Consider the following 13,358-nt stretch of genomic DNA (forward strand, 5'->3'; position numbering starts at 1 on the left):
GTCACGCCCTCCTTTTCAGGCGGATGGGCACGTAGGCGTGCGCCCCCCAGAACCGGCGGTTGCCCTGACGGAACATCATTCGAAGGCGCAGCACGTACTGAGCGAAGCGCTGGTCGTCATGGCGCGTGATCACACGCATCGCGACGAACACCGGAATCATCAGAAAGAGGATGGTGGCACCCAACGGGGGACTCGCCAACAACGCCCAGATGGCCGGAATCAGCATGCCGCCGCCGCCCATCAGGAATGGCGCGAGTGGCACGCCCCACAGCATCGCAGGACGGGTGCAGCCCTTAAAAACGGGATCCTTGAAAGGATTCATGATCCGACTCTCAGGAATCAGCTTGTCGGGATCAGCATGCCGGCGATCACCGTCGCACAGCCGACGAAGAGTCCGCCGATGAAGACGTTCGCGATGTCGCCGAACCGGGCGTGCTGGAACATCATCCGAAAACCCGCCCAGATAATGGAAATCGAACAGATCACTCCCCCAACACCGAGCAGTGTCGTCTGGATAGTGTTTAGTAGCGTGTTAACTTGCGAGAGTTGTGCCCAAGCCGACGTCGAGAGCAGTAGCGTCGAGGTCGATACGGCAAGCTTCTTCGCCAACTGACAGTCCAAGACGATACGACGCAACCATGAACATTGATCAGATACTTTTATACGCAATCCTAAACACATGACTGACTCCTTTGCGTCTGCTGTCTGCGTGCCACCACCTGAATCGCCGGTTAGAACACTACTGCGCTACTGTCCGGTTCACCTTCCTGTCCATCCGACGATGCATCGTCTCGATCGAGCAGCGGCCGGCGAGCCACCGGATGCGACCGGCCGGGGTTAGCAGACATTCCAGACTCGGCGGGCAACACCGGGATCGGCGCGATAGAAGGAACGGTGATCGGAAACGTCGGAACTGGCTGCTGTGCGTTCTTCACCACGCGTTGTACGTAACCCGTGCGATAGCCCGTCGAAAAATCGCCGCTCGCATAGCAGGACAAACTTGCCCGAAGCGCCGCTTGGGTATCGGCTTGTGCACGATGTGCGGACATGAAGCAACGTTGGAGAATGGTCGCGCCGATGGTCAGGTTGCGGCAGGGCTCGAATGCATTTTGCTCCGTCAACCCGTACGCGTGCCAATTAGCGCGGTTCAACTGCGCGAGCCCTGTGCTGAAATTCCAACCAGCAGCCTCGAGTGCGTGCGCTGTGGCGATTGCTTCGACCACATTCGATGGCTGCCGCAGCAGTCGGCCGTGCACGATGCCAATCGCGTAGGGGTTGAATCCAGACTCAGTGCGTACAAGCGCCGCCATTGTGACCGGGGCGATTTGCGGCGCGCACTGCTGCGCGAGCGCCATGAAGTCGAACGGCATTTTCAGTGCCCTCCGCCGAAGCCGTTCTCCTGCTGCTCCATCTGCTGCAGGAAAAGCGTTGCGGACTGTGTCGGGTCGTAAGGCACCTGCGCACTCCCAGTACCATAGAATTCGGTGATTGTCGGCATCTGACCTCTTACGCCCCACCAGACACGGGTATAGAGTTGGTTGTCGATGTCGACATTGATCGCGCCAGAAGCACCGCACAGCAGTTCACTCTGCTCAACCCCACCCCAGTAAAGCAGGTCCTCACGGCAATAGCCGCTGCTCGCGAAGGTGTTGGCCGCAAACGTTCCTTGCGAACTACCAGCACCGAAATCGCAGGTCGGAAATGGATCGCCGTGGCGCAACGCCCTCCATAGTTTTTCGATCGGTGGCACGCATTCGCTGTACTGCTCCGGGCCACCAGGGTTCGACAGGCACAGAATCACCTGGCAACCCCAGTCGCTGGCATGAGCAATCCCCGGCACAAACGCGCAAGCGGCAGCCAGCACGAGCGCAACGAACGACCAGTGACCTGCAGCATATCGTGTCAAAGCATCACGCATGTCAGGCCTCCACATCGTAGGTGACTTCATCGAGATGCAAGTACCCAGTCAGCGCCTCGAAACAAACCAGCATGGTCTGCCATGCCCTACGCGCAGTAGGTTCCCTTCCGACAAGCTCTCCAACTGGCACACCCTCCGCCTGTGCCCTCTGGATTGCGACGAAACGTGGGATGTGCAGATATCTGCCCGGTCTCCCCGGGTCAGCAATTAGCCAGGGTCCGAACCGGGTCTCGATGGCACGGGCGTTCTCGCGTCCCAGCGATGTTGCTTCCACCATGTTCGGTAGAAGGCCGACGAACTGCAGTGCAGGGTTCAGCTTTGCACGTATCTGCCGCATACCGTGCGGGCCATTGATCAGGTCAGCGACGCTGTCAAGCGATTCCCGATTGAGTTGGATCGGACTCAACATTGCGTCGACCGTCGATTCGATGCAAATGGCGCGCAGATCCGGGAGTGGTGGACTGTCGATCAGGCAGACATCCGCCAACGTCGCCAAAACGAAGAGCAGATGCCGGACATTTGCGTAGTAGCGCGCCCCGTCATCGCCAGGCCCTAGCGTCAACGACGGTACGGTACTCGTCGGCAACACCCAGAATCGCGACGCCTCTATATCCCTCCGCTCGGATTGTGTGATCGACTTTTCTCCACGCAGCACGACGGCCTTACACGCCCGCACCAGCGAGGCGGTGCTGCATGGCGGCTCGGCCGCGTCGATAACGAGCACCCGTAGGTGCCGCACCCAATGCAGGTAATGGGCGAACTGGCACAGCATCGCCGTCTTGCCGGCGCCACCCTGTTCGGTGGCGATCAGAAGCGTTTTCATGGTCAGTCACTCGCCTCAGGTGATGCACCGAACCACCAACCTGTATCTCAGACGACGGACAAGAAGCCCGTGGCGCCGGGAGATAAACCGCGGATCAAAGGGAAACCTCGATCTCCGCTGCGGTAGAACGCAAAAAAGCCTGCGAATGCAGGCTTTCTTCATATTCCGACAGTCACGCCATTGGCAGATAGGTCAGTACTTCGGGGCCGCTAACGCGTACTCGGTCGTGCTATGCACGTTGACCGGGACAGATTGTTGAGATCAACTTTAGGAGGAAATTATCCGTGCTTCAAGGCCTTCTCGCCCGACTAATTTCTCTCTGAATTCCAATTTGTTCTGTACCATTCCGAAGCATTCCAAAATATTTTTATGCTCACTCATCATTTAGCAATCGCGCGAGCTCGGCCTTCGCTTGCGTGACCTCGAGTTCGTATCGACACCACGGCCGTTGAGGGATTTTCAGGCGTCTGCAAATGACACCACGATCAGCGCGCCACACGTACGCCATACGTAACAATTCCTGGTGGTGCGATGAAAGCCGACGCCACGCAGCGTCCACACACGCAGCGTCCGCGGCGTCACTCCAGGCCTTGTCCGCATTGGCCCAGTTGCTCAGACGCTCGTCGAGCCGGATTGCACCGTCAGTGTTGCTCATGGGCCATCTCCCCTCCGCCGCTGTCAGATGCCAGTGGCGAGCGGTAGCCAGCAGGATCACGCAAAAAGTCATCGATGTCCCCTGCACGCCACCCCACGGCGCGCATACCCAGCCGGACAGGTCGCGGAAATGTTCCGTCTTTGATGCGTTGATAGATCGTCGATCGCGATAGCCCCACTTCACGTTCGACCTGCTTGCGCCGAAGAATCGCAAGCGAATGGCGTGTTGTTTCGCTCATGACAAACCCTGTTGTCGTCGCCGGCAAGGTACCGGGCTACAAGGTTCATTCAAGTAATGGGATCAAGCGACGGGCAAACCCGTCTTACCGTCAAGGTGCCCCGTCAGGTTCGCGGCCGCACGTGATGCCGACTGTCGGCTTCCTTGAGCCAGTCTGGCCGAATCGCCGACGCATACGTTTGTCCGCTGCGCGACGCTTCGCCATCGGGTTGAGCTCTGAGGTTTAACCGTTCGTCAATCGCATGTGCGACCACAGACGATTTCGGCGGATTGTTCTCGTCATAACCAGACCAGAAAGTGTGCATCACATCGAACATCCCCGAAAGAATTTCGGTAATAAAGGGCAGATGAACCGTAATCCCGTCGGAATACTCCGACGGCCCGTCGCATACGCACTGGCAGGTTTTCCACGCCGGAACCATCGCACGCAAAGACTCAAGTTCGTCCTCCTGCCGTTCCTCGATTGCATGATGCAAAGCCACCGTGCGCAGGAGCGCCTTCCCCATTTCGGCCAACTGTCGGTCCTTGTCTCTTAACCGCTCTTTTAGCCGACGAACATCCGCTTCGGCCTGATCAAAGCGTCGCTGCAACGCGTTGGTGTCAGACGCTGAGACAGCTCCGTCGCGAGCGACAGGTGGTTGGCATGCATTATGTGCGTGGTCCATGACACGTCCTCATTGCCTGCAGCGTTACGCCGCATCAAACTTTGCCCCCGGCTGCACTCTGTACCATTACGGAATGATCGCGTCGGCTGCCGCCTTCGTTGACGGGTCACCGGCCTATCGCATCGTGCGACAACGCATCCAATGCCTAACTTCTTTCTAATGCTTCGATCCCGTCGGCATAAAACCGGCCTATATTCCAAACAGAATATCCATTGCTCCGACTTCCAACGCCGTACGCTGGACATAGGTGAGCGAAGCCGCAACGGTCATTCCGTCGGTGCAGAAAGTATTGCCAACTCGAAGCGAGAGTTGCGGCTGTTGGCTGCCCAGTAAGCGAAAGTTTAGTCCGGCATTCCTAGGATCGGGGTAACGCCATTTGGCATTGACTTTTCGATCATGCCGTGATAGTCGGAGATCGATATGTACGATTTGAATACTCTGGGAAAATTTGACCTGGTTATCGACGCTCGAAGCCCGCGCGAATTCGCCGAAGATCATTTGCCAGGAGCCATAAACCTTCCGGTCGTCTTCGACGATGAGTATGCGGAAGTCGGTACTATGCACCGCACCGACCCTATGCGTGCGTATCAGATCGGTGTTGCTTACTCCCTGAAAAACATCGCTCGGCACCTCGATCTCCCGTTTTTTCGAACCAGTCGGCGGATGTCAATTCTCGTTTATTGTTTTCGTGGCGGAAAGCGAAGCAAGCTTTGGACAGACACGCTCGAAACAATCGGCTACAAGGTCGAGCGGCTTCCGGCGGGCTGGAAAGGATATCGAAACTGGGTGCGTCAAACCCTTGACGAAGTCCCTAAGCACTTGCAATTCAATGTGCTCTCTGGTCCCACCGGTTGTGGAAAAACTCGCTTGCTACTCGCGTTAAGGGAAGCTGGTGCGCAGGTCATCGATCTGGAGGCTCTTGCCTCACACCGAGGGTCAATCATCGGGGCGATTCCGGGCCGGGCGCAGCCAAGTCAAAAATTGTTCGACAGCCTCCTGCTTGCAGAGATAGGTCGTCTAGACCTGGCAAAGCCGGTATGGATTGAAAATGAAAGCAAGAGAATTGGGCGCGTTCAACTACCGGCGACGTTGTTTCACAGAATGCATGGTGGACGTCTGTTCGCCGTCGAGACCCCAATGCCTGAAAGAATCGCCATGTGGCGCCACGAGTATCCCCACTTCGAGAGAGACCCCGTGGCTTTGGTCGCCCAACTCAGTTATCTGAAAGCACTCCTAAGCAGTATGACACTGGAGAAATGGGTATCAATGGCTGAACGCCGGGACATCGACGCTCTTTTTGAGAGCATCATGCGGGACTACTATGACCCCGCGTACCTTCGTTCGACAAAGAAAAATTATGTGCATACCGAGTATTCCATCAAAATCCAACTCGAAACGCTTGACTCAACGTACCTCGCAGACGTCGCGAGACACCTGATTGCAGAGACCGAAGTTCTGACGTCGAACCCGCCTGAGTAAGACTTTTACTCGCCGGTCCATTATCGAAAACCAAAACGGTGGGAGAAGCGTCAACCAAAGCATCTGAAAGTAGCCTCCGGGTAGCGTGACTCGTTGCGCAGCAAGACCCGGATAGGGTACTTCACCGTCCCGATGATGAGCGTTATGGAATCCGTTGTTCACCAAGAGGCAGTTCGACAACCAGAAGTCAACGTCCCACGAGGTGATCGCAGTACGTGATAAGTCCGGTGCGAATCCGTAGTGCTGCATGTACCCGACGGCCTCAACGACAAACACGCTGACGATGGCGTATCCGATGTAGAAAAAAGCGATCCTCCATTGCAGAAACGCTGCCAGTCCCAGCAACAGTATTGAGAAGAGCGCATTTCGAAAGACACTATGCGGTACCCTGCCGCACGGATAGGAATGCCGCGAAAACGACGCTATCAAAGCTGATGCGTAGGAGCGTCCAACATGGCGCCAGACGGACGTACCCAATGCCGCCGTCGAGCCGAACTGCGGATTTCCAACGTGTTGATGGTGCAATCGGTGCGCAACCCGGTAATGCGGATAGCCGGCGATGACGAATGCCAGGTCGCTAACCTGTTGCCATATTCTAGCTTGTCGGTGCGTTAGCTCATGCAGGTGTGCCATCGCGGTCGCGCTTAACATTCCGCACGCGACGGCAAATCCGATCAGATTCATCCGAGACGCGTTTGATGCACGGTACGCACCGATCGCGACTGCAAAGGCCCAAATGAGAGCGAACCAACAAGGCACCTGATCTTCGTGTGTCTTCTCGGTGGCTTGCCCCAATCGCGGGGTACCTCGCCCTATCGCCGCGTCCAGTGCAGGAAGAATGCACAGGATTACAACCACAAACGCCCAAGGGTATCCGGTAGAGAATGAGACGCCTGCGATCGTCGGTAAAGTGAGTGAGAGCCAAAACGCTCTGCCCGAATTACGCCAGAAGGTCATTCACTTCTGCGAACTTAACCGCTTCTGAGATGTGCGAAACCCCAAACTTATCCTTTATTTTTTTATAGTTTCCGTAGACAGTCTGGACCGAGACATCAAGCTCACGAGCAATGTCCTCTGCGGTAAATCCACTTTTAAGGTAACCCACTACGCGAAGATCCATCTCAGTAATACCATGCGCCTCAAGGACCTCGCCTTTCGCCGTTCGGATGGACCAGTCGAGCAATTCCATGGCAAGCGCCCTGAAATACAATCGCTGCGCGGTGAGCCTCTTTTCCCCTACTACCTGACTATCGTCGGATCCGATGTACAGAACGCCCATACGCTCTGTAGTGCTGGCATGAACAGGCACAACGATACCGCTTCTGAACCCGTTTTCGCTTGCTGCCGCGAGCATTTCGCGCTGGCCTTGCGTTTCAACGACAATCTCCGATCCAGTGATCGGTGCGGTGTTGCTTCGCGCATACTCCAAAAATGGATCGGTCATATACCATTTATTGGCGTTATACATCTGGCACCATTCGGGGCGGCAACCAATGAGAAAACGATGCGTGGCACGGCTAGCCGTTGTAACACCGGGATGGAGTGAAACGAACACATACGACTCCCCGCCAAGCGCAATGACGAGCGATCTTACGTAATCTGCTAATTCAGATTCGTCCTTGGCGACCATGATTTTTTCGAAAAGCCTGCTTACTTCAGGGGACGTCTGCTGGGTAGTCATTTCTTCACCCTCCTCAACCCCTTCACGCGCTCGCCTAGCTATTCGACCACGCGATTTTCTACAAGGTGACGCCGAACTTCGTAATACAACGGAGCCAGTTCTGCCGAATAAGGATCCGCACTTGCGAATCGATGTAAGTCCCGCAAGGCAGTAATCGGAAGGACCTGAACGGACGCCGTTTGATCCCTTTCAATAACCCGTCGCTCGAGAGAAAAACCGCGCGCTGTCTTGAATAAACTGAGCACGATGCGTTCCCCGCCGATATTGAGCCCGCGCTCATAAACAAGACTCTTCATCGTCAGCTCTGCTAGGACGATTGCGATGACCGCATGAAGAGCAGACGATTTCCTCGGGATCGATTGCCGAGACGCTCGTAACAAAGTCTTCGGATCCACAAGCGAGACATTCGACAAGCAAACCGTCGAACTCGGTGCTGCAGCACTGGCAAGTGAGGCGGTGAACCTCTCCCGCAGCGAGGACCTCCCAACCATCCTCCATTGGGACGCCACACTTGGGGCAAAGAAACCCCAGCTCAGATATTACGTTTGTCATGTTCGAAAGCTTTCCGAAGGGAAAGCCCTTTACGACAAGCCACGATTTAGCTTAGCACTGTCCTATTTCGTCTGCGCAAATAACGCGGGCCGCGTCGAATCGAGCGTCCACTGCGCAGAGCTCCGCCCGTACGGCCTGCAGGGGCAAATCGGTAGACTAGGTACGCAGTGCGTTTAAAACTCCCGATAGGAAAGGATATTAGCTAGCGCAGATGAATGGCAAAAACTGCATAGGATAGGCCCGTGTCCGCCTGCCTTGCGCATGAACAAGCAATCACTCGCAGTGCACTTGGGTAGTCGAATAACCGGGGACCCACATCTGGCCGTGGCCAAATCATGGCTGCGATATGTCGGCGGCTGGGTGGCGATCGCCGCGGCGGCACTGCTACAGTCCAGACGAGCCCCCTCTGCGCGAAATATGACGACGAGGCGAAGCAGCCTTTGTGTGTCTATGTTGGTGCAGTCGAACTGGAAATGATCGCTCGATGCCCGGGTGCGATTACACGCTTGCTCCAGCACTCGGAGTATCAACAGTCGACTCGAGACTTGCAGCTGCGGGTTGCAATTCGCCGCTAGTCATGACGCCGTCCGCCGACAATACCCTTTTCCTCGCCGGCGTGGCCGATGGCGAGCTATCGTTTTTGATGGCCTTGTCGACAGCAAGACGATCAAGATAGTCAGCCCAGTCCTGGCTCATCCGTTGCCGCTGCTCGAAGAACTGGGTTCGATCATACGCATCCCCCAGCTCCTCGTCACTGCCGTGCGCAAGATGGCGCTCGACGATTTCTTTGGCATACCCGAGGCGCTCTCGAATAAGGGTACGACCAGTTGCACGAAAGCCGTGACCAGTCATTTCCTGCCCCGAATAACCCAAGGTTCGCAAGGCAGCATTGACAGTGCCGTCCGACATCGGCAGGCCAGCCTTGCGGCTCGGGAAGACGTAGCCCTCCGGTCCGGTCAGTGGATACAACTCCCGGAGTATTTCAACCGCCTGGCGCGACAACGGTACAAGATGCGGCGGCCCGCTTCTCTTACGCTCCAGCTTTCCCTTCATCATCATTGCCGGACATGTCCAGAGCGCCTTGTCCAGATCGAACTGCTCCCATCGAGCGGCTCTCACCTGGCCAGGCCTCTGAAATACCAACGGGGTGAATTGCAAGGCAGCGCGAACGATAGATGTGCCCTTGTAGGATCGTATCGCACGCACCAGCTGACCCAGCGAGTCAGGGTCGATAATTGCCGCATAGTGCTGCACGGGCGGCGTTCTGACGCCTCCCACCTTAGGATCGATTGCCGGATTCTCCGATGACTTGATCAGCCCATTCTCAACTGCATGCCGAAATACGCAATTGCAGGTTTCGCGCACTCGCCTCGCCGTGTCGACCACGCCACGATCGCGAGCCCGATGGATTATTTCGACATACTCTGGCGTAGCGATCTGGGCTATCGGGCGATTGCCGAGCCACGGATAGACGTTCTTAGCAAGCCGCCGCTGGATCTTGTCCAGATAGTCTGCAGACCAGTGCGCTTTCTGCTCCCCGATCCAGACTTTTGCCACTGCTTCAAAAGTCGCGTCGGCGTTAAACCTGGCTTGAGCCTTCGCCTCGCGCCTGCGTTGCATCGGATCAATGCCCTGCCGCAGCAGTTCGCGGCCCGCAGCATGAGCAGCGCGGGCCTCTTTTTCCGACACCTCTGGCCACCCGCCCAGCGCCATCGTTTTGGTCTTGCCGGCGAAATCGTAATTCCATCGCCAAAGCTTCGCCCCGTCCGGTTTGATCAGAATGTAGAGGCGCCCGCCATCCGACAACGTGTAAGGCCTGGCAGCTGCCTTTGCGTTGGTGATCTCGAGCCGTGTAAGTTGGTGGAGCGGGGAGCGAGCCATCGTTGTATACCTGAGCAGTCGCGGACACAGGAGTCAAAATACAACGAAAAATACAACGATAAAAGGCCAGCTTTCGCTGGCCTTCGTCGGACGTCTTTTGATTGGCGACAAGCAATAAAAAACCCGCAGAGCCATTAGCCATGCGGGTTTCAGCGGATTGCTCCGGACATCTATGGACGCTTCTGGACATCCTCGTGAAACGGAAATGGTGGGTGCTGAGAGGCTCGAACTCCCGACCTACGCCTTGTAAGGGCGCCGCTCTACCAACTGAGCTAAGCACCCGTTTCACGATTCAGTGTGCTTCCGCTTTTGCTGCCTGATTTATCAACCCACGCAAAATTCGCCGCACTTCTTTCTAGCGAATCCGCAGTTCCTCAAGCAGCAAGCCCATTAGTTTAGCGCATCCTTCAGAGCTTTGCCAGGCCTAAATTTAGGGACCTTGGCAGCCTTGATTTTGATGGCGGCGCCGGTGCGCGGATTGCGGCCCGTGCGTGCCGTACGCTTGCCGACCGCAAACGTGCCGAAACCCACCAATGTCACCGAACCACCCTTCTTCAACGTCCCTTTGACCCCACCGATCACGGCTTCCAGTGCACGGCCTGCCGCGGCCTTCGAAATATCGGCTTGCTGCGCAATATGATCGATCAATTCCGTTTTATTCATTCCAACCCCCGAGAATGTTCATGGCAATCGTAACGGCGCGCCATAGCATCTGGCATCACGCGGCTGGCGGGCAACGCCGAGCCGACTCATTAGAATTGGCCGAAACCCTTGTGTCAAGCGGGGTTGAGCCTATGCGAGCGATTCCTCGGGACGCGACATATCACCAAATGTTGCCGTAGATGAATGCACGCACAACCAATCGACAACAGAAAACACCCTTTGCTCAGAAAGTGGGATTGCATGCGCCACAGATGTGCCTTTCGGCATTTCACCGGCAATAAAAAACCCGCGACCAGGGCCGCGGGTTTTTAACCAGCCAACAGCTTTCGCCGTTGATGACTTAGTGCTTCACGACATCCGTTGCACCGGCGTCTTTACCGGGTTCAGAGGCTGCGACAGGCGCAGCCGGCTTCGGCTCTTCGTCCGGCAATGCCTGCGGCACACGTTCGAGCGCCAACTCGAGCACCTTGTCGATCCAGCGGACCGGCACGATTTCGATCGCGTTCTTCACGTTGTCCGGAATCTCCGTCAAGTCCTTGACGTTTTCTTCCGGGATCAGCACCAGCTTGATACCGCCGCGATGCGCCGCCAGCAGTTTTTCCTTCAGGCCGCCGATCGGCAGGACTTCGCCACGCAAGGTGATTTCACCCGTCATCGCGACATTGGCGCGCACCGGAATACCGGTCAACACCGACACCAGCGCGGTCGTCATCGCAATACCGGCCGAAGGACCGTCTTTCGGCGTCGCGCCTTCCGGCACGTGGATGTGAATGTCCTGCTTCTCGAACGCTTCGTCCTTGATACCCAGACGGCGCGAACGCGAACGGACCACCGAGCGCGCGGCTTCGACGGATTCCTTCATCACGTCGCCGAGCGAACCCGTACGGATCACATTGCCCTTACCCGGCATCACTGCGGCTTCGATCGTCAGCAGATCACCGCCAACTTCCGTCCACGCAAGACCCGTGACCTGGCCAACCTGATTTTCCTTCGCAGCCAGACCGAAGTCGTACTTGCGCACGCCAAGGAACGTGTCGATATTGCTCGCGTCGACCTTCACCGCGCCTTCCGCCTTTTTCAGCAGAAGCATCTTCACGACCTTGCGGCAGATCTTCGAAATCTCACGTTCGAGCGAACGCACGCCCGATTCACGCGAGTAATAACGAATGATGTCGCGGATCGCGGATTCCGTTACATCGACCTCGCCTTCCTTGAGGCCGTTGTTCTTCTTTTGCTTGGGCAAAAGATAACGTTGCGCGATGCTGACCTTCTCGTCTTCCGTGTAACCCGACAGACGGATCACTTCCATCCGGTCGAGCAACGGCGGCGGAATGTTCAGCGAGTTCGACGTTGCCACGAACATCACGTCCGATAGATCGAAGTCGACTTCCACGTAGTGATCGGCGAACGTATGGTTCTGTTCCGGATCGAGCACTTCCAGCAGAGCCGACGACGGATCGCCGCGGAAATCCTGACCCATCTTGTCGACCTCGTCGAGCAGGAAGAGCGGATTGCGCACGCCGACCTTGGTCAGGCTTTGCAGAATCTTGCCGGGCATCGAACCGATATACGTACGGCGGTGACCGCGAATCTCGGCTTCGTCGCGCACGCCACCGAGCGCCATACGCACGAACTTGCGGTTCGTAGCGCGTGCGATCGACTGGCCCAGCGACGTCTTACCGACACCCGGAGGCCCAACGAGGCACAGGATCGGCGCTTTGACCTTGTCAACACGTTGCTGGACCGCAAGATACTCGAGAATGCGTTCCTTCACTTTCTCGAGACCGAAGTGGTCTTCGTCGAGCACGCGTTCCGCATTCGAGAGGTCGTTGTTGACCTTGCTCTTCTTGCGCCACGGCAAGCCGATCAGCGTATCGATGTAGTTGCGCACGACCGTCGCTTCAGCCGACATCGGCGACATCAGCTTGAGCTTCTTCAGCTCGCTGTCGGCCTTCTTCTTCGCTTCCTTCGGCATACGGGCAGCCGTGATGCGCTTCTCGAGTTCTTCGAGATCCGCACCTTCTTCGCCTTCGCCCAGTTCCTTCTGGATCGCCTTGACCTGCTCGTTCAGGTAGTACTCGCGCTGGCTCTTCTCCATCTGGCGCTTCACACGCCCACGGATGCGCTTTTCGACCTGCAGGATGTCGATCTCGGCTTCGAGCTGCGCGAGCAGATGCTCGAGACGCTCGATGACCGGGAACATTTCGAGGATGTGCTGCTTCTGGTCGAGCTTGAGCGGCAGGTGTGCCGCGATCGTATCGGCCAGACGGCCAGCCTCGTCGATACCCGACAGCGACGTCAGGATCTCCGGCGGGATCTTCTTGTTCAGCTTCACATACTGGTCGAACTGCGACACGATCGCGCGGCGCAGCGCTTCAGTTTCTGCGCTGTCGGCGTGGTCGGGTTCGAGCGGCATGACTTCGCACGAAAACTGCGTTTCCTGTTCTTCGATGGAAAGCGTTTTGGCGCGCTGCAAGCCTTCGACGAGCACCTTAACGGTGCCGTCGGGCAGCTTCAGCATTTGCAGGATGTTGGCGATACACCCTACTTCGTACATGTCCTTTTCGGTCGGCTCATCTTTCGCAGCCGTTTTCTGGGCGACGAGCATGATGTGCTTGCCGCCTTCCATCGCTGCTTCGAGAGCCTTGATCGACTTCGGGCGGCCTACGAAGAGCGGAATCACCATGTGCGGGAAGACGACTACGTCACGCAGCGGGAGCAGCGGGAGCGTAATGCGTTCCGGCGGAAGGAGTTGGGTTCCTGACATTTCATTTCCCCATGAGTGGAATCAGTTCGTTCGATAG

The 13,358-nt window shown here is 56.8% G+C and carries 14 protein-coding genes and 1 tRNA gene; 1 reads left to right on the top strand and 14 read right to left on the bottom strand.

The features are described 5' to 3' along the window. Position 1: 1 nt before the first annotated feature. The 7 genes from ACOSV0_RS11090 to ACOSV0_RS11120 form a co-directional block, all read right to left on the bottom strand. On the bottom strand, positions 2-322 hold the full coding sequence (locus ACOSV0_RS11090) for a type IV secretion system protein VirB3 (protein ID WP_434106231.1): 321 nt from the start codon (positions 320-322) through the stop codon (positions 2-4). Between the two features lie 17 nt (positions 323-339). Beyond that, complete coding sequence (locus ACOSV0_RS11095; protein WP_434106232.1) at positions 340-681, bottom strand: TrbC/VirB2 family protein; 342 nt, start codon at positions 679-681, stop codon at positions 340-342. 50 nt (positions 682-731) lie between these two features. Further along, complete coding sequence (locus ACOSV0_RS11100) at positions 732-1,370, bottom strand: lytic transglycosylase domain-containing protein (protein WP_434106233.1); 639 nt, start codon at positions 1,368-1,370, stop codon at positions 732-734. A gap of 2 nt (positions 1,371-1,372) precedes the next feature. Further along, positions 1,373-1,918 (bottom strand): hypothetical protein, encoded by a 546-nt coding sequence (locus ACOSV0_RS11105; protein WP_434106235.1) that lies wholly within the window; start codon positions 1,916-1,918, stop codon positions 1,373-1,375. Position 1,919: 1 nt separating this feature from the next. Next, a complete protein-coding gene (locus ACOSV0_RS11110) occupies positions 1,920-2,741 on the bottom strand; it encodes a ParA family protein (RefSeq protein WP_434106236.1) in 822 nt (273 codons plus the stop codon). A 641-nt stretch (positions 2,742-3,382) separates the two neighbouring features. After that, positions 3,383-3,634: a helix-turn-helix transcriptional regulator gene (locus ACOSV0_RS11115; RefSeq protein ID WP_115782920.1), complete on the bottom strand. Its 252-nt coding sequence runs from the start codon at positions 3,632-3,634 to the stop codon at positions 3,383-3,385. A gap of 103 nt (positions 3,635-3,737) precedes the next feature. After that, on the bottom strand, positions 3,738-4,298 hold the full coding sequence (locus ACOSV0_RS11120) for a hypothetical protein (RefSeq protein WP_434106237.1): 561 nt from the start codon (positions 4,296-4,298) through the stop codon (positions 3,738-3,740). Between the two features lie 420 nt (positions 4,299-4,718). Here ACOSV0_RS11120 and mnmH point away from each other — a divergent pair, with 420 nt between their 5' ends. Continuing rightward, positions 4,719-5,777 carry a tRNA 2-selenouridine(34) synthase MnmH gene (mnmH, locus tag ACOSV0_RS11125; protein WP_434106238.1) on the top strand — a complete coding sequence of 353 codons (1,059 nt, stop codon included), beginning with the start codon at positions 4,719-4,721 and terminating at the stop codon, positions 5,775-5,777. Here the strand turns inward: mnmH and ACOSV0_RS11130 are convergent. The 7 genes from ACOSV0_RS11130 to lon all read right to left on the bottom strand — a co-directional run bounded on the left by ACOSV0_RS11130 (position 5,703) and on the right by lon (position 13,321). Further along, the gene (locus tag ACOSV0_RS11130) at positions 5,703-6,734 is read right to left on the bottom strand and encodes a fatty acid desaturase (protein ID WP_434106239.1); all 1,032 of its coding nucleotides are present in this window, start codon (positions 6,732-6,734) and stop codon (positions 5,703-5,705) included. The genes mnmH and ACOSV0_RS11130 overlap by 75 nt on opposite strands. After that, positions 6,718-7,458: an autoinducer binding domain-containing protein gene (locus ACOSV0_RS11135; protein ID WP_434106240.1), complete on the bottom strand. Its 741-nt coding sequence runs from the start codon at positions 7,456-7,458 to the stop codon at positions 6,718-6,720. The genes ACOSV0_RS11130 and ACOSV0_RS11135 overlap by 17 nt, the downstream gene beginning before the upstream one ends. 38 nt (positions 7,459-7,496) lie before the next feature. Beyond that, positions 7,497-7,754, bottom strand: a complete 258-nt coding sequence (locus ACOSV0_RS11140) for a hypothetical protein (protein WP_434106241.1) — start codon at positions 7,752-7,754, stop codon at positions 7,497-7,499. A 754-nt stretch (positions 7,755-8,508) separates the two neighbouring features. Continuing rightward, complete coding sequence (locus ACOSV0_RS11145; RefSeq protein WP_434106242.1) at positions 8,509-9,891, bottom strand: tyrosine-type recombinase/integrase; 1,383 nt, start codon at positions 9,889-9,891, stop codon at positions 8,509-8,511. A 206-nt stretch (positions 9,892-10,097) separates the two neighbouring features. Beyond that, a tRNA-Val gene (locus ACOSV0_RS11150) sits at positions 10,098-10,173 on the bottom strand. 108 nt (positions 10,174-10,281) lie between these two features. Then, positions 10,282-10,554, bottom strand: a complete 273-nt coding sequence (locus ACOSV0_RS11155) for an HU family DNA-binding protein (protein WP_245254352.1) — start codon at positions 10,552-10,554, stop codon at positions 10,282-10,284. Positions 10,555-10,894: 340 nt separating this feature from the next. Next, positions 10,895-13,321, bottom strand: a complete 2,427-nt coding sequence (gene lon, locus ACOSV0_RS11160; protein ID WP_434106243.1) for an endopeptidase La — start codon at positions 13,319-13,321, stop codon at positions 10,895-10,897. Positions 13,322-13,358 lie beyond the last annotated feature (37 nt).

The organism is Paraburkholderia caffeinilytica (genome assembly GCF_051027425.1).
In the GTDB taxonomy this organism is placed as follows: domain Bacteria; phylum Pseudomonadota; class Gammaproteobacteria; order Burkholderiales; family Burkholderiaceae; genus Paraburkholderia; species Paraburkholderia caffeinilytica_A.